Below are 25,293 nucleotides of genomic sequence, written 5' to 3'. Positions count from 1 at the left end.
TTTATCTATGAAAATCAGAGATATAGAAAAGGTTAGTATGCCTATCATTTATATATCCCTATCATTAATATTTGGATCTATAATTTATGGAATATATGATGATTTTTTATGGCTAGCAGTAACCTCTGCTTGCCTTTTTTTTATATTTGTATATATTAATACAAATTCTATATTTACTATTATTATAATTCTATTTTTTGCTTTAGGATTAGTAAATAATATAAGTTATTATAATATAAGTTCTAGCAATAAATTTAGTGGAAAAGTTCAGGTGATTGAAGAGAAGAGCTATAGTAAAATTGGTACATTTAATGGAAAAAGAATGTACCTTCAAGGAGAAAATTCTAAATATTCTTTAGGCGACAATATTTATGTGGAAGGTGACTTTGAAAAAGAAGTAGATAAAGAAAAAGGCATAGTAGGGACTTTAAGTGTTAAAAATGTAAAAAAATTAGATAAGAGTTTAGTGGGAAGACTGTACAGCATAAGAGAAAATATATATGCAAAACTCAAAGAAAATTTAGGACAAAGAAAAGGGGCTTTAATAGCATCTTTAGCTTTTGGTTATTCTGAATATTTGGATGGTGAAGATCAAGAGGAAATGAAAACCTTAGGGGTTATACATGCTATAAGTGTTTCTGGGTTGCATGTGGTGTTAGTGTTTTCTTTACTAAGGATTTTTTTAGGAAAAGGAATATCATTAGGGGTTACCTCATTATATGTATTGCTTACAGGAGCGGCATTTTCTGCGCTCAGAGCATTATTTATGATAGTTATGTTTTCTTTAGCTCCAAATGCTAAAAAGAATTATAATCCTTTAAGTGCTTTAGCTTTAAGTGCAGGGATTATAATATTATTTACTCCGTATGCTATTTTTCAATTAGGATTTACATTATCGTTTCTAGCTACACTTGGAATGATTTTGTTTTCTAAAGGATTAAATAATAAATTATATAGATTACCAAAGTATATAAGAAAGACTATAGCTACATCTTTGGCAGCTCAAGTTTTTACTATGCCTGTTATAATGTATTCTTTTAATGAGTGTTCTTTGACCTTTATTTTAGGTAACTTGATTTTAGAGCCAATTTTAAATATTTTAATTATATTAGGTAATTTTCTATTAATAGCACTTCCTATACAAGAGCTATTTGATTTAATTTCATTTGTGTTATTAAAAGTTATAAATCTTTTAGATATATGTACAGAGTATTTATATGATATAAGTGGCAATTCTTATATAGTAAATGATGGAGTGGTAATGATTTATTGTTCTATGTTTATAGGTGCATATTTTTATTTTAAAGGTATTAAAAAGTTAAAGATTTTACCAATAGCAGCTGTATTAACTGTTTTAATAAATTTATATAGTCCTATAGCTAAAGTAGAATATTTAAAAGAAGGAGGATTATTATTATCCTATATGGGAGAGAGAAAAATAATTTCTGCTACAAGAAATATTGATATGAAAAAACTTAAAAAGATAAACTTAGCAGATGAAGGAATTAGAGAAGCAAAATCTATTAATATGAAAAATGTATTAAAGATTAAAGCAGAAGGTAAAAATTTTATATTGCAATTAAAAGGGAAAGAGTATTTGTTAAAGATAAATAAGAAGGAAAACTTAAAGAGAACTTATGATATAATTAATTTTGTAGAAAAAAAATCAAAATGTTTATTTGTTTTTGGAGATAAACTTTTATATTATTAGGGATATGAAAATAGTCTGGCGAACTGACTTTTTGATTGTTCCTTAGAGAGTGTATAGATGAAAGGCGGATTAACTTGATTACTAGTGATATATTTGAAAAAGAAATTAAAAATAAATCTATAAAAAATTCATATGTATTTTGTGGTGGAGACGAAGAACTAATTAAAGAAGGAATAGAAGTTTTATCAAAACCAATTTTAATTGGTGGATTTGAAGATTTAAATTATATAAGGATAGATGGGTTAACTGCCACTATGGATGATATTATGAATGCTTGTGAAACCATGCCTTTCATGGGAGAGAAAAAAGTTGTTTTAGTATATAGGGCTAATTTCTTAAGAGATAAGACAGATAGTTCATCTACTAAGTTATATAATGGAATTAAAGAATATTTGAAGGATATGCCAAACTTTACGGTATTTATAATGTACTATGTCTTTAATGATAAAAGAGAAAATCCTAAGAAGAACAAAAAATTAATGGCTTTAGATAAAATTACAGAAATAGTTCATTTTGAAAAACTAAAAAGAGATAGATTTGTAAGAAAAGTTGAAGATGTTTTTAGTGAAAAAGGTAAAAATATAGGAAAAATTGAATTAAGGTATTTTTGTGAAAGAGTGCAAAATAACTTTAATGTTATAAGACGGGAAGTAGATAAGCTAATAGATTATACTGTGGATAGGGAAATAAAAAAAGAAGATATAGATAAACTTATTCCTTCTAAAAGTGAAGATGATATATTTGATTTAGTTGACCTTATTTCTCAAAGAAAAATAGAAAAGGCTATAGATATTATGGATGATTTATTGTTTAAAGCAGATCAACATATGTTAATAGTAACATCTATAGAATCTCAATTTAAGAAATTATATAATATAAAGCTTGGAATGGAAAAAGGAAAAAAGGTCAATGATTTTATGTCAGAACTTAGGGTTCCAGCATTTGTGTGTGAGAAATTAATGAATTTAAGTTCTAAATTTTCAAGAAGACAATTAGAAGATTTAATAAAACTTTCAGTAAAAACAGAAGCAAGACTAAAATCTTCAGGAGTAGATAAGACTATGGAGTTAGAATTATTACTTCTAAATACATTGATGATAAAAAAATAGAGTTTAATTAATAGAGAGTTGAAAATGGAGAAAATTAAATTTTCTTTTTCAACTCTCTATTAATGTGACTAGGAGACTCATTAATTTGTAGAAGTGCACAAACCTCTAGCTATATATAATGTAAACGGTATGTGGTATAATATTCCATATAAATATATATGCTGGGAGGGAAAAGTAATGAGGAAAAATAATTTTAGAAGGATAACTTGGTTCACTTTAGTAATGTTTTTATTTACTCTGTTTAACAATTTATCTTTAAGTAAAGTTAGAGCAGTTGAATCCAGTGTAAAAGCAGATTCAGTTGCTGTATTGGTTGGAAACCTTATGAAAGACAATAATTTAGGGGAAGATTGGAACCCAAAAAACTACTTTGGAAAACTTAAGGAATATAAAAATGGAGTTTATGAAGCTACACTTAAATTAAAAGCTAATGAAAAATATGAATATAAAATAGCTATGAATGGAGCATGGGATGAGAGTTATGGTAAAGATGGTGGACAAGACAATGTTTTGTTAAATTTAAAAGAGGACAAGGATATTACTTTTAGATTAGATTATAAAAATAAAAAAGTATATGATTCAGTTAACAACCCAGATCAATTCAAATCAAAAGCTATACTAACAGGTGAATTAGATAAGTGTTTGGGTGGAAAGTCATGGGACCCTTCAGATGATGATTTTAAATTAGATTATGTAGGTGGAGGGATTTATAAAAAGACATTTAAAGTGACAAAATCAGGCACTATGGAATTTAAAATTGCATATAATGGAGCTTGGAACAATGGAGAAGCTGCTGCAAATCAAAAGATAGTAATTCCTGAAGGAACAGAAAGTGTAACATTTTTTTCAGATTGCATTGGAAACGTTACCGAAAATTCGGTAGATAACCCTGAAATTTTGAAAAATGTATCACTTATTGGGACTGTAAGAAGTGGAGATGGTGATTGGGATGTAACAAGTAAGAGTTTTGATATGCATCAGATAGATTCTAGTAAGTTTTTGTATACATCTATATTGAAGGCAGGAAATTATGAATATAAGGGAATTGTAAATTATAGTTTTGACGATGGAGGAATACCAAAGACAGACAATGTTTCATTAAAACTTGATTCAGAAAAAAATGTTGTATTTATTGTGGATATAAAGGAAGGTAAAATTATAGATTCTATAAATAATCCAGATGAAGTAGCTTTAGCAGTAGGCCTTAAATCTCAAATAGTAGAAGTGAAAAGTCCAGTAGTAAATGATAATGGAACTATTACCTTTAATTATAAAAATGCAGAGGCTAAAAAAGTTTCTTTAACTAGTAATATTAATGAATGGAGTAAAGATAATACTGCTTTAACAAGGTCTGATGATGGAGTGTGGTCAACTACTATAAGGGTAGGAGATGATGCAAAAGAAATTCAGTATAAATTTATAGTAGATGGAAAGGAGATATTAGATCCAAGCAATAAGGACGTTAATGATGGGAAATCTGTTGTGAATTTTCCTAAATATGAAGGAAGGAATGTTACTATTCCAGGTTCTTTATCTACAGGTATTGAAGGCACAGATGGAACATGGAATCCTGCAGATAAAGCTCTTAAATTAGATTATATAGGAAATGGTAATTATAAGAAGACTTTTAAAGGTGTTAAGGGAGGTAGATATGAGTATAAAATAGCTTTAAATTATACATGGGATCCTGAAAATTATGGTGCTAATGGAGTAGATCATGGTTCTAATATAAGCATAATTATTCCCCAAACTATGGATTTAACATTCTTATATAATGATGATTCACATAAGGTTGTTACTGATTTAGATTATAAGGTTTTAAATATAACTTTAAATGATGGGAATAAAGTATTGGGAAAATTAACTGATGAAAAATTAAATGGAGTATATTCTGGAAAAGTTGATTTAAAGAAAGGTAGCTATGATAATTTGAATCTAACTGTCAAAGGTGAAGAGGAAAGAAATGTTAAGGTTGACAAATTGATTTTAGATAGGGATAGAACTGTTACTTTTTCATATGATCCAAAGACAGAAATATGCTTTAATGATGCTTCAGATGAAAAAGTAGATAATGATTCAATATATTATAATTCTAGGATAGAAGAATACAAGAGTCCATATGGTGCTGTATCAGTAGGAACTCCAATAAAATTTTCGTTAAAAGTAAAAAAAGATATAGGTAAAGAAGGAAAAATGATTTTAAGTACTCCAAAAGGAATTAAAGTTATTGATATGAACAAAAATGGAAATTTTGATGATGGCAACGATAGATGGACAAGCACCTATACTCCAGAGACTATAGGAACATTTTCATATTATTTTGTAATTTCTAATGGCTCTGATGTAAAAGCCTATGGAGATGATGATGGATATTTTGCAGAAGGAAAAGTAGGTAACTTAGGTGAAGTGAAAAATTATGAATTTAATGTTTCTACAAAGGACTTTAAAACTCCTGATTGGCTAAAGAATGGAGTTATATATCAAATATATCCAGATAGATTTTTTAATGGGGATAAGGATAATGACTATATGCAAAAGTATGCCAGAGGAACTACTCCATATGAGTTTATAAGTGACTGGTATTCCTTGCCTAAAGATCCAGATTTAATGCTTAAGGATGGCTATGTTTATCCAAGCAATGCTAATAAAGGTGATGTTAACGCTTGGTCAAATGATCTTTATGGTGGAGATTTAAAAGGAATAGAAGAAAAGATAAATTATTTAAAATCTGTTGGAGTTACAGTGCTTTATTTAAATCCAGTAGGACAATCTATTTCAAGTCATAGATATGATACTACAGATTACACAAAGCTTGATGCTCAGCTTGGAAAGATGGAGGATTTTATAAATCTTGCTAAAGTAGCTAAAGAAAATGGAATGCATATTATACTTGATGGAGTATATAATCATGTATCTGATGATTCTGTTTATTTTGATAGATATGGAAAATATGTTGCGAAAGGAAGACCGCTTGGAGCATATCAGTACTGGTCACATGTTTATGATGAAATAAATAATAGTGGATTAAGTCAAGTTGATGCAGAAAAGAAGGTAACTGACTATTACAATTCCATTGGAATTACTGATTTGCATTATAAGGATTGGTTTATAGTAAATAATGCTAAAACTGCTGAAAAAGATTCTAAAGGAAATGAAACTGGAAAGTATTATTATAGTTATGAGGGCTGGTCAGGTTATGATTCAATGCCAGTAATACAAGCATTAAATGGATCAGAATATAATGTAAAGTCTTGGAGGAATGAAGTGATTGATGGGGATAATTCTGTAGCAAGACAATGGCTTAGAGATGGATCAAATGGTTGGAGGCTTGATGTTGCTAATGAAATATCTGATGAAACTTGGAGAGCATTTAGGAAGACAGTAAAAGAAGAAGGTGACAATGCTATAATAGGTGAGATATGGACAGATGCATCAAGTTATATTATTGGAGATATGTATGATTCAGTAATGAACTATAGATTTAGAGGAGCTATGCTAAATTTTGTAAAAGGAACTCAAGATGATAATAAAACGAGAGTAACTGCAAAAGATTCTATGAATGAGCTTGAAAAAATGAGAGAACAATATCCAAGAGAAGCTTTAGAAGCTATGATGAATTTAGTTGGGTCTCATGATACTCAAAGGGTATTATCTGCTTTAGATGGAGCTCAAAAATCAACAAGAGGGTTTGCAAATCCTGCTACAGATTTAGCTAAAGCAAAAATGAGGTTAATACCATTTTTACAAATGACCTATATAGGGGCACCAACTATATATTATGGTGACGAAATTGGAATGGTTGGATGTGATGATCCTGATAATAGGAGAGCATTTACTTGGGGAAAAGGTGATAAAGAATTAGTTGAGTGGTATGCTAAACTTGCAGCTATAAGAAATGGTTATTCATCACTTAGAACAGGAGAGGTGAGTGTTCCACAAATGCCAAAGGAGTTTGAAAATGATGTAATGGCTTATTTGAGATCAGATGATGATTCAAAGGCTTTAGTAGTAGCAAATAGAGAAGAAAAAGAAGTAGAAACTACATTCACAGTACCAGGAGTTAAGGAAGGAACTACTCTTACTAATATATTAAATGACAAAGAAATCTATAAAGTTGAGGATGGAAAGGTAACAGTTAGAGTTCCGGCTTTAGGAGGTGTCATTTTAGTTGATAAAGTAAAAGAAATTAACTTTAATAAAGATGGTTTAAAAGATGCTTATAATACTGATTCAGTGGTTAAAAATAGGATTATACCAGAAACAGATAAAGAGATAGAAGATAAAATAAGTAAGGCTGAAAATGGAAGTGAAGTAGTAATTTCTAATATGAATGAAGGTATAAGTGGAAATCTTTTAGAGTATATAGTAAACTCAGGAAAAGATCTTAAAATAGTAATTAAGAGAGGAAATATAAAAATAACAATTAAAGATGTTAAAAAACTTAAAGAAACATTAAGTGACCAAGGATTAACTGATTTTAAAGTTTTAGTTAATGATAATTTGGATAATGAAGTTAAGAATTTAAATTTAATAGATAAGTTTAATATTAAAACAAATCTAAAAGATGGTGCTTTAGGTACTGATATGATGTTGGAAGTTTCAGTTGATAAAAATAACGATGGTAAAGAGTTATATTGTTACTATATAGCTGGTAGTGATAATTTTGTACTAGCTGGTAAAGGCGAAGTACAAAATGGTATATTCACATTTGTCACAAACCATTTTAGTGATTATATCATTGTAGATAATGAAATAACTAATAAAGATCCAGAAAATAAAGATAAGGATAAAAAATTAACTAGTGCAAATAATGATGATGAAGATAGTAATGGAGAAAAATCCGCTACAGCAAAGACTGGAGATATGGCAAGTGAAAATGAATTTATATTGCTAATTAGTATGTTGTTTGTAGCATTTGCAGGATTTAGGTATTCATATAAAAAGAAAAAAGCATAGTAAAAGTAAAGAACCGGCCTTAAATAAGGTCGGTTTTATTACAACTACGCCATAGCGTTTAACTTTGCAGCTAATCTTGACTTCTTTCTAGCAGCCATGTTTTTATGAACTACTCCCTTTTGAGCAGCCATATCTAAAGACTTAGAAGCTTTAACGAATAAAGCTTTAGCTTCGTCAGCACTGTTAGCTGATACTGCAGCTTCAAATTTCTTTATAGCAGTTTTTAAAGCAGACTTAACCATTCTATTTCTAGCAGTCTTCTTTTCTGCAACTAATATTCTCTTCTTTGCTGATTTGATATTTGCCATTCTTAATTCACCCCCTCTAAATTTTATAGGGCCTCTCGCAGTTTTGGGGAAATCTGCATATAAGCGTCACATTCGACACACCATATTATAGCATTGAAAGTTATGAGATTCAAGTATTAAATTTAAGTAAATCGGAAAAATAAGAAAGACAATAAAATTATTGAGAGGTGAGGAAATGATAAATGTAAGAACTGACTTAGCTGTAGAAGCTCGTGAGATTTATAAACAAGAGAATAAAAAAGATGCGGATGGGGTTATTGTAGAAGAATATGAGGATGAAGGTACCCAAATAACAAAGGTGAAAATAATGACAGAAGATGGGGCTATTAAAATGGGAAAGCCCATCGGAAATTATATAACTTTAGAAATTCCAGAGTTTACTGTATATGATGGAGAGCTTATGGATGATGTTTCTATAGCTTTAGGAAAAACACTGAAAAAAATTATAAACATGAATGAAAATAAGTTAGCTTTGGTAGTAGGACTTGGAAATAGAAAGGTGACACCAGATGCTTTAGGACCTAAAGTAACAGAAGGAATAATGGTAACTAGACATTTAAAATCAATAATGCCAGATACTATTGATGATAGTATCTCACCAGTTGCAGCTATTGCACCAGGTGTTTTGGGAATAACAGGAATAGAAACTGGGGAAGTAATTAAAGGTATTGTAGAAAGGATTAAACCAGATGTAGTAATTTGCATAGATGCTTTAGCTTCTAGAAAGATAGAAAGGGTAAACAGAACTATTCAAATAAGTGATACAGGAATATCTCCAGGAGCTGGGGTTGGAAATCATAGAATGCAGATTAATGAGAAAACATTAGGTGTAAAAGTAATAGCCATTGGAGTACCTACTGTAGTTGATGCTGCAACTATTGCAAATGATACTATAGATTTAGTTTTAGATGATTTAATTAAGCAATCAGAAGAAGGAAAAGATTTTTATAAGATGTTAAAAAAATTAGATAAACAAGAAAAGAGTATATTGATTAAAGAAGTGCTAGATCCCTTTGTAGGTGATTTAGTAGTAACGCCAAAGGAAGTGGATTTAATGATAGATTCTCTATCCAAAATAATAGCAAATGGAATAAATATAGCAGTTCAGCCTAGCATGACAGTTGAAGATATTAATAAGTTCTTAAATTAATATATTCTAATTATAATTATGTAAAATCCCCATATAATATAGAGTAAATCTAATTTGGATATACAAAGGGGGATTTGTAGGTGTATAAACAAAATATAAGAAGAAAAGATGTGAAACAGAACATAAATATAGGCGTAATAATATTATTGATTGTATTGAGTATATTTTCTTATAGAGTTATTAATATTTTAAGAAATAGCAAAGAAAGAGGAGGATTTGCTTATGTACAATTATTAAACTTTGGAATGCCTATAGTAGAGAATCAGATATATGATGAGGGTGCTTATGCTGAAAATAAGCTATCTATCAAAGAAGTGTGCTTAGAAGCAACAGGTTTAAAAAATATAAATTGCTTTGCAATAGTTAATAATGAAGTTAGCTTTTTTAGCCAAGGATTTAAACCTAATGATAAAATTGCATCAACAGGCATTAGTCCATTTGAAATTAATGATAGTTCTATAGTTAAAGTTGATAATAATGAAAATAAAACCACTAATGATAGTGGTAGTAATAATCAAAATAGGGTAGATACGAAAGCTTCACCTGCCTATAATCCTAAACTTAAGAAAAATTTAGATAATTCAAAGCCAGAAGTTCTTATTTATCACTCACATACAACAGAAAATTATGCAGAAACAGGGGGAGATACTCTAGATGAAAATTATAGTGTTGTTGGAGTTGGTAGTGAGATTGGTAGAATATTAGAAGAAGATTATGGTATTTCAGTTATACATGATAAAACAAACCATAGTGTATCATACAATGATAGTTATTCAAGATCTAATGAAACGGTTAATAGGTATTTAAAAAAGTATGGAGATTTTAAAATGATAATAGACCTTCATAGAGATTCAGTGGAAAATAAATCTGCTGTTACAGCTAATATTAATGGAGAAAATGTTGCAAAGTTAATGTTTGTAACAGCTAAAAATAGTACTAGGTATGGGAAAAATAGTGCTTTAGCTGATGAACTTATGAATAATGCAAATACACTTTTCCCAGGACTCGCAATAAAGATATTAACTTATAATCATGGAATTAATGGGTTTAATGAAGGGTTGAGTGATAACAGTATGCTAATTGAATGTGGAGCAAACATTAATTCATCAGCAGAAGCAAAAGGATCTGCAAAGTACATTGCAAGGTTAATAGCAGAGCATGTTAATAAATAACGAGTCCAAATTTGCCATAATGTATAAAAGATAGGAAAATGAGCATCCTTTAAGATATAAAGTTAAGATCTTTAAAGTGAGATTAACTAAATGTATTTTGGAGGATGTTTTCTTTGAAAAAGAGTGTGAAAAAAAGAATTAAATTAAGAATATTATTTGTCCTATTAATGATTTTTCTTGTAACTATAGGCTTAACAAAAGTTAATATAATTAATACAAAAGCTTTATCACCACTAGATGATACAAATGAAAATTATAAAAAAGTATCTGAAGCATTTGGAGAAGATTTTTCAAATTTTATTAGAGATAATGCTTCTGTAAAAATATATAAAGATGATTCTGATGAAATTTTAGTAAAGGTTGGAGAAAAAGATTATAAAATTACAAAAGAATCAAGCTTGATTAATCAGGCAGAAAAGATGGTAGATGGTGTAGGTGATTTCTTTACTTCAATAAAAGATAAAGTGGAGAAAGTTATCATGTAATAGAGGCCTTTTTTAATAAGTATGTGTTTTTGTTGACAGTAGGTCAGTGGTTTGTGTTATAATTTAGCTGATTTAATATAATGGGGGTGAATTAGCTGTTAATAGAAAAACAGCTTTAATATATGAATAATGATAGAAAGCAATACATAAGAAACTTTTCAATAGTTGCCCATATTGATCATGGTAAGTCTACGTTAGCAGATAGATTATTAGAAGCAACAGGAACATTAACACAAAGAGAGATGGAAGCACAAGTTTTAGATAATATGGAACTTGAAAGAGAAAGAGGAATAACTATAAAATCACAAGCGGCAAGGCTTGTTTATAAGAGAGAAAATGGAGAAGAATACATTCTAAATCTTATAGATACTCCAGGACATGTGGATTTTACATATGAAGTTTCAAGAAGTTTGGCAGCTTGTGAAGGTGCATTGCTTGTAGTAGATGCCACTCAAGGTATTCAGGCACAAACTCTAGCAAATTGTTATTTGGCTTTAGATAATGATTTGGAAATTGCTCCTGTTATTAATAAGATTGATTTACCTTCTCAAAGAGCGGTTGAAGTAAAGAAAGAAATAGAAGATGTTATAGGAATTGAAGCAGAGAGTGCACCTATGATATCAGCAAAAACAGGATTGAATATACCAGATGTATTAGAAGAAATAGTTGATAGACTTCCACCTCCAGAGGGAGATGAGGAAGCTCCATTAAAGGCATTAATCTTCGATTCTTATTATGATAGCTACAAGGGAGTTGTATGTTATGTAAGAATAAAGGATGGAAAAGTTAAGCCTGGAACAAAGATAAAATTAATGGCAACAAATAAGGTGTATGAAGTAGTTGAAGTTGGAGTATTTACTCCAAAGTTAATGCCAATTTCTGAACTAAGTGCTGGAGATGTTGGATATGTAACAGGTTCGATTAAGAATGTAAGAGATGCTAGAGTTGGAGATACCATAACAGAAGCAGATAGGCCTACAAAAAAGGCACTTCCAGGATATAAGCCAGCCGTACCTATGGTTTATTCAGGAATATATCCTGTAGATGGAGCAAAATATGATGAACTTAAAGAAGCACTTGAAAAGTTACAAATTAATGATGCTGCACTAAACTTTGAACCAGAAACATCAGTTGCATTAGGATTTGGATTTAGGTGTGGATTCCTTGGATTATTACATATGGAAATAATTCAAGAAAGAATAGAAAGAGAATTTAACTTAGATATTATTACAACTGCACCATCAGTTATATATAAGGTTGCAAAGACTGATGGAGAGAAGTTTGATATTACAAACCCTACAAACCTTCCGGCTGCAACAGAAATTGATTATATGGAAGAACCAGTAGTTAAAGCTTCTATTATAGCTCCAACAGAATATGTAGGTGCTGTAATGGAACTATGTCAAGAGAGAAGAGGTACATATATTGACATGCAATATATGGAGGAGACAAGAGCTGTTATAAATTATGATATACCTTTAAATGAAATAGTTTATGATTTCTTTGATACTTTAAAATCAAGAACTAGAGGGTATGCATCTTTGGATTATGAGTTTAAGGGATATGTAAAAACAGAGTTAGTTAAACTTGATATACTATTAAATGGGGATATAGTGGATGCATTGTCTATGATAGTACCAAAAGAAAGAGCTTATCATAAAGGTAGAGGAATAGCTGAAAAGCTTAAAGAAATCATACCAAGACAAATGTTTGAAGTTCCAATACAGGCTGCAGTAGGAGCAAAGGTTATAGCTAGAGAAACTGTTAAAGCTATGAGAAAAGACGTACTTGCTAAGTGTTATGGTGGAGATATTTCTAGAAAGAAGAAACTTTTAGAGAAGCAAAAAGAAGGTAAAAAGAGAATGAGACAAGTTGGATCTGTAGAGGTTCCACAAGAAGCATTTATGGCAGTACTAAAGGTTGATTAATTTGAAGCATAAGGAACAATGGGAAAATCAAGGTAATGGTTTTGTAAAAATGTTAATTTAGAGTGTTATTTAAGATTTATTTAAGAAATATTTTGCTTGAAATAAGTTATAATTACCTTAAGAATCATAGAAAAATTGTATATTGAATAACAGGGGGATATTATGTTTTTAAATGAATTAAAAGAAAATGAAGCAAAAGCGTTTATTAATTTAGTTAATAAATTTGCAAATATTGATGAAGTATTTGCTAAAGAAGAAAAAGAATTAATTGAAGATTACTTAGAAGAATTAAATCTAGATAAAAATTCAATAAATTCAATGGAACTTGAAGATATAATGAAAGAATTGAAAAATTCTTCTAATAGAACAAAGTCAATAGTTTATTTTGAACTTGTAGGATTAGCACTAGTAGATGGTGAGTATGGAGAAAAAGAAGTTGATTTCTTAGATGAAATAGCTGTAAATTTAGATATTAGAAGAGCTAAAAAGATTGCTTTTGCAAACTATTTCTATAACTTTAAAGAAGTATATGATTTTTCAGTTGTAGAGGCAGAAAGTAAAATACAATTATTAAAAGAAGAAGCCGAATTATTGTTATCATAAATTTGTAAATTTAGAGGGGATTTTAATCTCCTCTTTTTTTGTGTAAATTAAAAAAAGTTGAGAATGGAGATTTTTATGAAGGAAGTAGCATTATACATACATATCCCTTTTTGCAAGCAAAAATGTTTTTATTGTGATTTTCCATCTTATGCATGCAAAGATAATTTAATGAAAGGTTATATAGATGCATTATGCAAAGAAATTCAAGAAAAATGCAGAGGATATATTATAAAAAGTTTATTTATAGGAGGTGGTACTCCATCGTATTTGGATGAAGAATCATTAAAAAAATTGATGGATGTTATATGCAATTTAAAATTTAATAAAAATGCTGAAAAATCTATGGAGTGTAATCCTGGTACAGTAAATAGGAAGAAGCTTGAAATAATAAAATTAGGTGGAATTAATAGATTAAGTTTTGGATTACAAACCACAAAAAATAAATTGCTAAAAAAGATAGGAAGAATTCATAGTTATGAAGAATTTAAAGATAATTATTATCTAGCTAGAGAAATTGGTTTTAAGAATATAAATGTGGATATGATGTTTGGATTACCAGAACAAGATATAAATGATTGGCTTAGTAGTTTAGAAGAAATAATTAATTTAGAGCCAGAACATGTTTCAAGTTATAGTTTAATTATAGAAGAAGGTACAGCATTTAATAAGTTGTATGAAGAAGGTGAATTATCTCTTCCATCAGAAGATGAAGAAAGGGATATGTATAAAACAGGAAAAGAAATGTTGATAGCAAATGGATATTATCAATATGAAATATCTAATTTTGCAAAAGAAAAAAAAGAATGTATTCATAATGAAGTTTACTGGCAGTGTAAAGAATATATAGGGGTGGGAGTATCATCAAGTTCATTTGTGAATAATAAAAGAATAAAAAATATTGATAGTATTTCTGAATATATAAAAAGGATAAATAGAAATGAATCAGTAATAGAAGAAGAATATGAAAATACTTTAGAAGACAATATAGAGGAATTCATGTTTATGGGATTAAGGATGATTAAAGGTATTGATGAGAATGAATTTCTTGGAAGGTTTGGAGTGGAAATCGATTCACTATACAAAAAAGTTATAGATAAGAATATTAAATTAGGTTTATTAATTAGAGAAGGTGGAAAAATATATTTAACTAGTTTGGGCATTGAAGTATCTAATCTAGTTATGAGTGATATGATATTGTAAAAAGGTGAAAAAAGAAGTAAAGAGAAGGAAAAGTAATTTAATTAGTTGAAATTGGCTTTTATAAAAGAAAGCTGAAAATATTGATAATTGACAAAAAAAAAAAGAAATAATATATTTATTACATAGTCATTAGCACTCGATTATAGTGAGTGCTAACAAAAAGAGGTGAGGGTATGGCTATTGATGGAAGAAAGATAAGGATCCTTGAAGCTATAATTAATGACTATATTAACACTGGAGAACCTGTTGGTTCAAGAACAATAGCTAAAAAGTATGATTTAGGTGTTGGATCTGCAACTATAAGAAATGAAATGTCTGATTTGGAGGATATGGGATATCTAGAGCAACCTCATACTTCAGCAGGCAGAATACCTTCAAGTAAAGGCTATAGATTATATGTAGATAATTTAATGCAAAAATCCATGCTATCAGTGGAAGAAGAGTTGCAAATCAAAAAATATATTATAGATAGTGCCATGCTAGAAGTTGATAAAATTGTTAAACAAGCAAGTACATTGCTTTCAGAACTAACTAATTTAACTTGTGTAGTTCAAACACCATCTGTAATGAGAAGTTATATAAAATCAGTACAATTACTTATGGTAGATGAGCATAATTTGATTTCCGTAATAGTTACAGATAATGGAGTTATTAAAAATCACAGAATAAGGATGAAAAAGATACCTTCAGTAGAGGAATTACAAGAAATAAATAGAGTAATTAATAGACGTCTTTCAAACCTTACAATTCAAGAGATAAATCTTGAAGTAATTAATAACTTAAAGTGTGATTTAAAGGGATATGATGATTTGTTTAATGCAATTGTTCCAGCATTATATGAAACTTTAAAAGAAGATAATTCTTCTGAAATATTCATGGAAGGAACTACTAATATATTTAACTATCCTGAGTATAACGATATTAATAACGCAAAAGAAATATTAAATCTGTTATACAATAAAGATTATGTAGTTGAACTTATTGCCCCAAAAGGTGATTTGACAATAAAGATTGGTGATGAAAATTATATACCTGAAGCTAAAAATTGTAGCGTAATTTCAGCAGAATACTCATTAGGTGACAGACCAATTGGAACAATAGGGTTAATAGGACCTAGAAGAATTAATTATTCTAGGGTAATAGCTATAATGGCTCAGGTTATGAAAGAGCTGAATGACGCATTAAGAGGTCAAGGATTAGAGTGACAAAATTATAATGAGGTGAGGTGTAGCATTGATTATGGAGGGAAATAAGAAGGAAGAAATTCTAGAAGAAAATAAAGAAGTTAATCAAGTAATAGATGAGAATGATGATACTTTAGAAGTAAATCCAGAAGAAATCTTGACTGAAGAAGAAATTAAAAATGATTCAAAGGAAGATAAAGAGGACGAATTAGATATGCTTAGAAAGAATAAAGATCAAGTTCAAAAGCTAACTAACGAAGTTGAAACTCTAAAGGATAGACTTTTAAGGGTTACAGCAGAATATGAAAATTATAGAAAAAGAACAGTTAAAGAAAAGGAAGGAATATATACAGATGCATGTGCAGATGTAATTAAAGAAGTACTTCCTGTTATAGATAATTTAGAAAGAGCTGTTCAGGCTGATGGTAGTGTAGAAGACCTTAAAAAAGGCATAGAAATGACTATAAAGGGATTAGAAGGATCTTTTGAAAAATTAGGAGTAGAAGAAATTGATGCTTCAGGAGAATTTGATCCAAATTTACATCAAGCAGTAATGCATATAGAAGATGAAAACTTTGATAAAAACTCTATAGCAGAAGTTTTTATGAAAGGGTATAAAAGAGGAGATAAGGTAATTAGACATTCAGTTGTTAAAGTTGCAAATTAATTAATTTAAATTTATATATAAAAATGAATAAGTGATAGAGAAATCTATTTTAAGGAGGAAAATAAATTATGGGAAAAATTATAGGAATTGATTTAGGTACAACAAATTCATGTGTAGCAGTTATGGAAGGTGGAGAACCAGTTGTAATAGCCAACTCAGAAGGGGCTAGAACTACTCCTTCAGTAGTTTCTTTCCAAGCTAATGGAGAAAGATTAGTTGGGCAAGTTGCTAAAAGACAAGCGATAACAAATCCAGATAAAACAATAATATCAATAAAGAGAGAAATGGGTACTAACCATAAAACAAATATTGAAGGTAAGGACTATTCACCTCAAGAAATATCAGCAATGATTCTTCAAAAGATTAAGGCTGATGCAGAAGCATATTTAGGAGAAACAGTTACTCAAGCAGTTATTACTGTTCCAGCTTACTTTAATGATGCTGAAAGACAAGCAACAAAGGATGCTGGTAAGATAGCAGGACTTGAAGTGTTAAGAATAATAAACGAACCAACAGCTGCATCGCTTGCATATGGGTTAGATAAGACTGATCACAGTGAAAAGATTTTAGTATACGATCTAGGTGGTGGTACTTTCGATGTATCTATACTTGAACTTGGTGATGGAGTATTTGAAGTACTATCAACAAATGGTGATACTAAATTAGGTGGAGATGATTTTGATAATAAGATCATGGACTATATAGCTGAAACATTTAAGGCTGAAAATGGAATAGATTTAAGAAATGATAAGATGGCTCTTCAAAGATTAAAAGAAGCAGCTGAAAAAGCTAAGATAGAATTATCTTCATCAACTCAAACAAATATTAACTTACCATTTATCACAGCAGATGCTACTGGTCCAAAGCACATAGATATGAATTTAACTAGAGCTAAATTTAATGAATTAACTCATGACTTAGTTCAAAGATCTGTAGAACCAATGAAGAAAGCATTATCTGATGCTGGACTTTCAATTGGGCAAGTAGATAAAGTTATTTTAGTTGGTGGATCAACAAGAATTCCAGCTGTTCAAGATGCTGTTAAGAACTTTACAGGAAAAGATCCTTCAAAGGGAGTTAATCCAGATGAGTGTGTTGCAATAGGTGCAGCTATTCAAGCAGGTGTGTTAACTGGAGAAGTTAAGGATGTATTATTATTAGATGTTACTCCATTAACACTAGGTATTGAAACTTTAGGTGGGGTTGCTACACCTTTAATAGAAAGAAATACAACTATACCAGCTAAGAAGAGTCAAGTATTCTCAACTGCTGCTGATGGTCAAACTTCAGTTGAAATCCATGTAGTTCAAGGTGAAAGACAAATGGCTGCTGATAATAAAACATTAGGTCAATTCACATTATCAGGAATAGCACCAGCACCAAGAGGAATTCCTCAAATCGAAGTTACATTTGATATAGATGCTAATGGTATTGTTAAAGTATCAGCTATGGATAAAGGAACTGGTAAGGAAGCTAATATAACAATAACTGCTTCAACTAATTTAAGTGACAGTGAAGTAGAGAATGCTGTTAAGGAAGCTGAAAAGTTTGCTGAAGAAGATAAGAAGAGAAAAGAAAAAATAGAAGTTCATAACAATGCAGAACAAGTTATATACCAAACAGAAAAGACTTTAGGTGAACTTGGAGACAAGGTAAGTGCTGAAGATAAGGCTAAGGTAGAAGCTAAACTTGAAGAAGTTAAGAAGATTAAGGATGGAGAAGATTTAGAAGCTATTAAGAAGGCTGTTGATGAGTTAAATCAAGAATTCTATGCAATATCTTCAAAATTATATGCTGATGCTGGGGCACAACCAGGAGCTCAAGGATTTGATCCAAACAACATGGGTGGAGCAAACCAAGGAGCAGCACCAAAGGATGAAAATGTAGTAGATGCAGATTTCAAGGTTGACGAAGATAAGTAGTTGTCAGAAATAGGCTAATCTTATATAATACAAGAGGGAAGGCAGAAAATAAGTCGTCTTCCCTTTTGTTAAGTAAAAATCTTAATATGAATAGCAATATAAATACTAGGTGGTGGAATAAATAGATGGCAAATAAAGACTATTATGAAATCCTAGGGCTACAAAAAGGTGCTAGTGATGATGAAATAAAAAGAGCCTTTAGAAAACAAGCTATAAAGTACCATCCTGACAAGAATCAAGGAAATGCAGAAGCAGAAGCTAAGTTTAAAGAAATTAATGAAGCTTATCAAGTGCTTTCAGATCCTGAAAAGAAATCTCATTATGATCAGTTCGGTACAGCTGATTTTAATGGTGGTGGCTTTGGTTCAGGGGGAGGCTTTGGTGGCTTTGATTTCTCAGATATGGGAGGCTTTGGAGATATTTTTGATACTTTCTTTGGTGGTGGCGGTGGTTCACAAAGAAGAAATGGTCCTAAAAGAGGAAATGACCTTGAATATAGTCTAAATCTGACTTTTGAAGAAGCTATATTTGGTGCTAAAAAGGAAATATCTATTACTAGAAGCGAATCTTGTGAAACTTGTCATGGAAGTGGGGCTGAACCTGGAACTAGTCCAACTACATGTTCACATTGTGGAGGCTCAGGCCAAGTTAGGGTGCAAAGGCAAACTCCTCTTGGAAACTTTGTAAGTACATCAGCTTGTGATAGATGTGGTGGTACAGGTAAGATAGTTGAAAAGCCTTGTCATGATTGTAGAGGAAAAGGTAAGGCTAGAAAGAATAGAAAGATTACTGTTAATATTCCAGCAGGAGTTGACACTGGTAATGTAATGCCTCTAAGAGGGCAAGGTGAACATGGAGAAAATGGTGGTTCACCAGGAGATTTATATATAAGACTAAAGGTTGCTCCTTCTAAGAAATTCACTAGAAAGGGAAATGATATTTACGTTGATGCTCATATTTCTATGGGAAGTGCTACTTTAGGTACAGAAATAAAGGTACCAACAGTAGATGGTGATGTTAAATATGCTATTCCAGAAGGAACTCAATCAGGAACTTTATTTAGATTAAAAGGTAAAGGAGTTCCAAGAGTAAATTCTAGTGGAAGAGGAGATCAATATGTTAAAGTTATAGTTGATATTCCTAAGAATCTTAATGAAAAGCAAAAAGAAGCTTTAAAGGCGTTTATGGAAGCTTCTGGAGAAGAAGTTCCTAAAGAAGAAAAGCATAAAAAGGGTTTTTTTCGTAAATAGAATTAAAACTATCCTAGGGATGTAATATCTTTAGGATAGTTTTTTACATAATTCAATAATTTGGAGGTTTTGCAAGTGGGAAATGTTAAAATAGATAAACCCAATTTGAGTAGAGAATTAATGGTAATTAGTGGAGATATAAATGAAGTTTTAACCAATGAAAGGGAGTTAATAAATAGCATTATAAGTGGCGACTTAGTGGAAGATGTAGAAGAACGAATAGAAGTGAGAGGATCATATTTTAAAAATGTAGTTTTTAGTAATTGTATTTTTAAGGATGTAGATTTATTAGATGTCAAATTTGAAAATTGCGATTTGTCTAATATTGACTTCTCAAATGGAAGTATTCATAGGGTAGAATTTAATAATTGTAAGCTTACTGGTAGTAATTTTGGAGAAAGTAACATACAAAATGTTCTATTTCATGAATCGATTTTGAGATATGGTGATATTGCTTACTGCAAAATTAAAGATGTTGCTTTTTATAATTGTAACTTAGAAGGAACTACTTTTCTAGAAAGTAAATTTAAAAATATAGATTTTAAACAGTGTAAACTAAATGAGGCTGATTTTATGAATACAGAACTTAAAGGAATAGACTTTAGGGATTCAGAAATATCAGCTTTAAATTTAACTGGAAAAGAACTAAAAGGAGCCATAATTTCTCCATCTCAAGCAATGGAAATTGTAGGACTTTTAGGAGTTATAGTCAAATAGGAAACTATAAGAACTATAAAAATAAATTCCATAGTAATTACATTTATTTTTATGGTTATTCTTTAATTTTTCTGAAAAATTGTTTTCAATATTCTTCACCATATATATGGTGAAGAATATGCTGAAAAAAGTGGCATTATATTGACACAATACTTTTCAGAAGTGTAAAATTATATATTAGTCAAGAAAGTGAAGAGAGGAATGTGATTTTTTTGGAAGGAAAATGGATAGAAATTAGAGTTATTACTAAGAGTGAGGCCTTAGAACCTATTTCAGGTATATTTTATAGCCTTGACTGTAAGGGAGTAGCTATCGAGGATCCAGAAGATATATTAGGTAGAGAACAAGGTCCTTTAACTTGGGATTTTGCAGATATAAATGTTTTAGAACATAAGGGGGAAGTAGCTGTAGTTAAAGGATATTTCTCTGAAGAAGATAATATAGAAGAGATATTATCTTACATAAAAGAAAAAGTTGAAGAAATAAAAGCTTTAGGGATAGATATTGGAAAAGGATTAGTAGAATCTGAAGAAATGTTTGAAGAAGATTGGGCTAATACTTGGAAAAAATATTATAAGCCAGCTAAAATAGGTGAAAAGATTATAGTTAAGCCTATTTGGGAAGAATATGAAGAAAAAGAAGGAGATCTTGTTGTAGAACTTGACCCTGGTATGGCATTTGGTACAGGAGATCATGAAACCACAAAAATGTGTATCCAGTCACTAGAGAAATATGTAGAAAAAGATAGCACAGTAATAGATGTAGGTTGTGGCTCAGGAATATTAGCTATAGCAGCTGCAAAGCTTGGGGCTAAAAAAGCAATTGGTGTAGATTTAGATCCAGTTGCAGTAGAATCAGCAATAGAAAATGTAGGGTATAATAACTTAAATAATATAGAAATATTACATGGAAATTTAATAGAAGTAATAGATGGAAAAGCTGATATAGTTGTTGCAAATATATTAGCGGAAATAGTATGTATATTAACAGAAGATGTTAGTAGAGTTCTTATAGAAGGTGGATACTTTATATCATCGGGAATAATTCATGATAGAGTTGAAATGGTAACTAAGAAGTTAGAAGAATGTGGATTTGAAGTTTTAGCAGTTAATAAAGATGGAGAATGGAATTGCATTGTGGCGAAACTTAAATAAGGAGGAAGTGGTATGCATAAGTTTTTCACACCATCAGAAAATATTAGTACAGACCAAGGCAAAATAATTGGTGATGATGTAAAGCATATTTATAAAGTTTTAAGGTTATCAGAGGGTGAAAAGATAATTTTGAATAATTGTAATGGTATAGAATATTTAGGTGAAATTTCAGCTGTTTCAAAGACAGAAGTTATTGTTAAGATAATAGAAAAAATTGAGATTAACAATGAAAGTCCTATAGAAGTGTATTTATTTCAAGGCTTGCCAAAAGCTCAAAAAATGGATTTGATAGTTCAAAAGGGAACAGAACTTGGAATAACAGAATTTATTCCAACTATAACTGAGAGAGTTGATGTTAAGTTGAAGGGTGATTTTAAAAAGCTTGATAGATTGAATAGAATAGCTTTAGAGGCTGCTAAGCAAAGTAAAAGAAGTTTAGTTCCTAAGGTTTCTGATCCTATTACATTTCGAATGGCATTGGAAAAATTAAAGACATTAGATTTGTTTTTAGTACCATATGAAAATGCAGAAAATTTTGGAATCAAATCACTTATATCAAATCTAAAAGAAGATAAATTAAAAAATATAAAAAAGATTGGAATAATGGTAGGTCCTGAAGGTGGATTTGAAGAAGAAGAAATAAATGAACTAAAAAATCAAGGAGCTTATATAATAACACTTGGTAGTAGAATATTAAGAACTGAAACAGCAGGATTTACAGCTACAGCTTTGGTACAATATGAATTAGGCGACTTAGGTGGGATAAATTAATAAATTGCATGGAAAATATTAAAAAACAGTCCTCTATAATGACTTTTATTATAGAAGACTGTTTTTTTTCATAGAATTTCTTTCTTAGAATAATTAGTGTTCTACAACACCTGATTCACCAAGTTTATGATTAAGAACATTTAATATTTTGTTTACCCATTTTTTTAGTGTTATGCCAATAATCATAAATAATAAAAAATATCCTATAAGAACTCCAAAATCCTTTAATAAGGTGCTAAATACAACTCCGCCAATAGCTTCTCTCATAGCACTTATAGCATAAGTAAATGGTAAAAGGGAATATACTATTTGAAAAAAATTTGGGGTTACTTCGATTGGGAAGGTTCCCCCTGAACCAGCTAACTGTATTACCATAAACACAACACCAGTAGCTTTTCCAACATTTCCAAAGACTGAAACCAGTGAGTAAACTATCATTGAAAAAACTAAACTGCAGAAAACACCCAAAAATACAAGCAAACCTGATTGCGAGGCTTTTACTCCCAAGAAGAATATATCTCCTAGACATACTATTAAACCTTGCAAAGCAGCAAAGGTAGAAAAAAATAAATATTTGCCAAAAAACTCTTCTTTAGGAGTAACTTCAAAATTAGCATTTTTAGCTTTAGTGGTAAGTAGTGCTGTTAATATCAATGCACCTACCCATAGGCTTAATGTTGAGTAGAATGGTGTCATTGCTGAACCATAATTAGCAATAGGATATATTTTATGGGAGTTTAGTTCAACAGGTTGTGAAATAAAGTCTCCTTCTGTGTTTCCGTCTTTTGTAAGTGTGTTTATTATATCTTCTAAACTTGAAGTTTTCTCAAATTCTTTTATTTTCTCTGTTATAGTATCTAAGTTTTTTTGAACATTAGGTACTTTACTTTTTATATTATTTAACTCATCTACAGTAATGGTTCCATTTTTCTTTATAGAATCTAATAGGTTTTTAAATTGGTCTAAATCTTTATTTGTATCAGAAATGATATTTTTCATATCTAGTGCAAATTTTGCAGAGGATTTCAAATAACTTTCAATTGTTGGTAATATGTTACCGTCTAAATTTGCAATAATCTTTTGTATTGATGTATCCATATTAAATGTTAATTCGTTTAGATCACTTAATAATTGTTCTACGTTATCATGATTTTGTACCTTGTTTCTTAAATCAGTAAGAATATTTTTTAATTCATCTAATTTAGGAGAAATGTTTTTTATATCATATCCTATAGTGGTTGAATCATTAGATATAGTGGAAGATAAAGTTTCACTATAACTTTTAATTTCAGTATCTGCTTTTCCTAGATTGGATATAGTAGAATCTAGTTTTTTAATGATATCTGGTAAGTTTGAATTTATAGTGTTTTGTAAATTTGTACAAACTCTTGATACAGTTTTTGTTGTTTCAGCCATTTGTGATAAATTATTATCTATAGCTATTTTTTGTTTTTCTAAATCTTTATCAAGATTTGATATAGATTTTTTTGATTGAGTATTTAAATTTGTCAAATTTTTAATTAAATCTTGAATTTGCTGTTCTGTTGTGCTGTTGTTTAAAGACTGTTGAATACTTTCTAATGTTTTAGAAAGTTCTCCAAGAGGAACACTAGGATATTTATCTTGAAGATTTTTTATTTGATTTTGTGTTGTATTAATCAAGTTATTTATTTGCGTTTTTATTGAGTCTGTTTGTGATGGTAATAGCACTAATATGCTATCTATATTATCACATACAGTTTCCATGCTTTTTAATGTTTTATCTGTACTATCAAAAGAATTGTCAACTAATACATTTAAATCATTAATTTGAGTTGCTAAACTATCACTTGTTGATATTAAATTGGCCAAAATTGCATTAGTATCTGCTTGTCCATTTGTAATATTTTCTTTTAATTTTTTTAGAAGTTCTTCATCATCCTTAATAGTATTCGAAATTGAATTAGTTTTTTCTTTTATTTCACCAGAAATATCAATTCCGGTTTGTTCAATTTTAGTAGCTGTAGAATCTAATTTATTTTTCAATTGGCTTAGGTCATCTATTGAATTATTTAAATCATTTATGACTTCAGGTTTATTTGTAACAGTATTTTCTTCTAGTTCTTTTGTAGTCTTTGATGTATTTGATAAAATAGATTCAATTAGGGCCATATTTTCTCTTATTTGGGGTTCGTTATTAGTTACATTTTCGTTAGCAGTGGAAAAGGTTTTGTTAATATCATCCATGAAGTTTGTTAATTCTTCTAAAACCTCTTGCATATCATTGACGTCTTGATTTTTACTATCTAATTGAACAAGACCATTATTTGCAGTGCTAATTATTTTATCAAATTTGTCATATAGAGTAGGAAATTTTTCATCTAGTTCAAATAATTTTACTTTATATTTTTCTATCTGTGGATAATAATTGTTTAATTCAACACCTAACTGATTAAAAATTTCAAAAACTTCCTTTATAGCAGTGTCTACAAAAGATGAGGTGATTTGTTTTTGAATAGTTGTTACACCTGAATCAGTCATCTTAGGTGCAATAGCATTTATTTTTTCGTTAACATAATATTCTAATTTGGGTTTTACTGGTTGACTATCTAATACAGTACTGATATCATGGGAAAAATCTTCTGGAATTATTATGGTTGCATATACATTCCCTTCTTCTACTGCAGCTTTTCCGGAATCTTCGTTATCAAAAAATACCCATCCTAATTTATTATTTCCTTTTAGAGAATTTTCGATATTCTGTCCAATTTCAATGGTTTTGCCCCTAATTGATGATCCTTTATCCAGATCTACTATTCCAACCTTAATCCCACTTGTATTACTATAAGGATCCCATGAGGCTCCTATATTTACCCATGCATATAATGATGGAAGTAATGAAAGCCCTAACAAAATAACTATTGCAACCCAATTGCTTATTACTTTTCTCATGTCATTTTTGTAAATTCTAAAGACGTTTTTTATACTATTTTTTATCACTATGCTTGTCTCCTCGTATATTAAAAA

General features: G+C 29.9%; 18 protein-coding genes. 16 read left to right on the top strand and 2 right to left on the bottom strand.

What is annotated here, in order from left to right:
* The first annotated feature begins 7 nt into the window (after positions 1-7).
* The 3 genes from NNC19_RS00200 (at position 8) to NNC19_RS00190 (ending at position 7,776) form a co-directional block, all read left to right on the top strand.
* A complete protein-coding gene (locus NNC19_RS00200) occupies positions 8-1,711 on the top strand; it encodes a ComEC/Rec2 family competence protein (RefSeq protein WP_310936564.1) in 1,704 nt (567 codons plus the stop codon).
* A 74-nt stretch (positions 1,712-1,785) separates the two neighbouring features.
* Positions 1,786-2,820: a DNA polymerase III subunit delta gene (gene holA, locus NNC19_RS00195; protein WP_310936563.1), complete on the top strand. Its 1,035-nt coding sequence runs from the start codon at positions 1,786-1,788 to the stop codon at positions 2,818-2,820.
* A 177-nt stretch (positions 2,821-2,997) separates the two neighbouring features.
* Positions 2,998-7,776, top strand: a complete 4,779-nt coding sequence (locus NNC19_RS00190; protein WP_310936562.1) for an alpha-amylase family glycosyl hydrolase — start codon at positions 2,998-3,000, stop codon at positions 7,774-7,776.
* Between the two features lie 44 nt (positions 7,777-7,820).
* Here the strand turns inward: NNC19_RS00190 and rpsT are convergent, their stop codons facing one another.
* Complete coding sequence (rpsT, locus tag NNC19_RS00185; RefSeq protein WP_310936561.1) at positions 7,821-8,084, bottom strand: 30S ribosomal protein S20; 264 nt, start codon at positions 8,082-8,084, stop codon at positions 7,821-7,823.
* A 175-nt stretch (positions 8,085-8,259) separates the two neighbouring features.
* On the opposite strand from rpsT, the gene gpr reads away from it, so the two are divergent.
* The 13 genes from gpr to NNC19_RS00120 all read left to right on the top strand — a co-directional run bounded on the left by gpr (position 8,260) and on the right by NNC19_RS00120 (position 22,287).
* On the top strand, positions 8,260-9,234 hold the full coding sequence (gene gpr / locus NNC19_RS00180) for a GPR endopeptidase (protein ID WP_310936560.1): 975 nt from the start codon (positions 8,260-8,262) through the stop codon (positions 9,232-9,234).
* Between the two features lie 80 nt (positions 9,235-9,314).
* Complete coding sequence (locus NNC19_RS00175; protein ID WP_310936559.1) at positions 9,315-10,406, top strand: stage II sporulation protein P; 1,092 nt, start codon at positions 9,315-9,317, stop codon at positions 10,404-10,406.
* 113 nt (positions 10,407-10,519) lie between these two features.
* Positions 10,520-10,891 carry a hypothetical protein gene (locus NNC19_RS00170; protein WP_310936558.1) on the top strand — a complete coding sequence of 124 codons (372 nt, stop codon included), beginning with the start codon at positions 10,520-10,522 and terminating at the stop codon, positions 10,889-10,891.
* A gap of 122 nt (positions 10,892-11,013) precedes the next feature.
* Positions 11,014-12,819, top strand: a complete 1,806-nt coding sequence (gene lepA / locus NNC19_RS00165) for a translation elongation factor 4 (protein ID WP_310936557.1) — start codon at positions 11,014-11,016, stop codon at positions 12,817-12,819.
* Between the two features lie 162 nt (positions 12,820-12,981).
* Positions 12,982-13,422, top strand: coding sequence for a hypothetical protein (locus NNC19_RS00160; protein ID WP_310936556.1), 441 nt, complete (start codon positions 12,982-12,984; stop codon positions 13,420-13,422).
* 75 nt (positions 13,423-13,497) lie between these two features.
* Positions 13,498-14,622, top strand: a complete 1,125-nt coding sequence (gene hemW, locus NNC19_RS00155) for a radical SAM family heme chaperone HemW (protein ID WP_310936555.1) — start codon at positions 13,498-13,500, stop codon at positions 14,620-14,622.
* A gap of 173 nt (positions 14,623-14,795) precedes the next feature.
* Positions 14,796-15,827: a heat-inducible transcriptional repressor HrcA gene (gene hrcA / locus NNC19_RS00150; protein WP_310936554.1), complete on the top strand. Its 1,032-nt coding sequence runs from the start codon at positions 14,796-14,798 to the stop codon at positions 15,825-15,827.
* Positions 15,828-15,861: 34 nt separating this feature from the next.
* A complete protein-coding gene (grpE, locus tag NNC19_RS00145; RefSeq protein ID WP_310936553.1) occupies positions 15,862-16,473 on the top strand; it encodes a nucleotide exchange factor GrpE in 612 nt (203 codons plus the stop codon).
* Between the two features lie 68 nt (positions 16,474-16,541).
* Complete coding sequence (dnaK, locus tag NNC19_RS00140) at positions 16,542-18,395, top strand: molecular chaperone DnaK (RefSeq protein ID WP_310936552.1); 1,854 nt, start codon at positions 16,542-16,544, stop codon at positions 18,393-18,395.
* A gap of 125 nt (positions 18,396-18,520) precedes the next feature.
* Positions 18,521-19,645, top strand: a complete 1,125-nt coding sequence (dnaJ, locus tag NNC19_RS00135; RefSeq protein WP_310936551.1) for a molecular chaperone DnaJ — start codon at positions 18,521-18,523, stop codon at positions 19,643-19,645.
* 75 nt (positions 19,646-19,720) lie between these two features.
* Positions 19,721-20,362, top strand: coding sequence for a pentapeptide repeat-containing protein (locus NNC19_RS00130; RefSeq protein WP_310936550.1), 642 nt, complete (start codon positions 19,721-19,723; stop codon positions 20,360-20,362).
* Positions 20,363-20,574: 212 nt separating this feature from the next.
* Positions 20,575-21,516: a 50S ribosomal protein L11 methyltransferase gene (gene prmA, locus NNC19_RS00125; protein ID WP_310936753.1), complete on the top strand. Its 942-nt coding sequence runs from the start codon at positions 20,575-20,577 to the stop codon at positions 21,514-21,516.
* A gap of 12 nt (positions 21,517-21,528) precedes the next feature.
* Positions 21,529-22,287, top strand: a complete 759-nt coding sequence (locus NNC19_RS00120) for an RsmE family RNA methyltransferase (RefSeq protein ID WP_310936549.1) — start codon at positions 21,529-21,531, stop codon at positions 22,285-22,287.
* Positions 22,288-22,380: 93 nt separating this feature from the next.
* Here the strand turns inward: NNC19_RS00120 and NNC19_RS00115 are convergent, their stop codons facing one another.
* On the bottom strand, positions 22,381-25,266 hold the full coding sequence (locus NNC19_RS00115) for a YhgE/Pip domain-containing protein (RefSeq protein WP_310936548.1): 2,886 nt from the start codon (positions 25,264-25,266) through the stop codon (positions 22,381-22,383).
* Positions 25,267-25,293: the final 27 nt, after the last annotated feature.

The organism is Clostridium sp. SHJSY1 (genome assembly GCF_031626875.1).
In the GTDB taxonomy this organism is placed as follows: Bacteria; Bacillota; Clostridia; order Clostridiales; family Clostridiaceae; genus Clostridium.
This window is presented reverse-complemented; position numbering and strand designations above follow the sequence as displayed.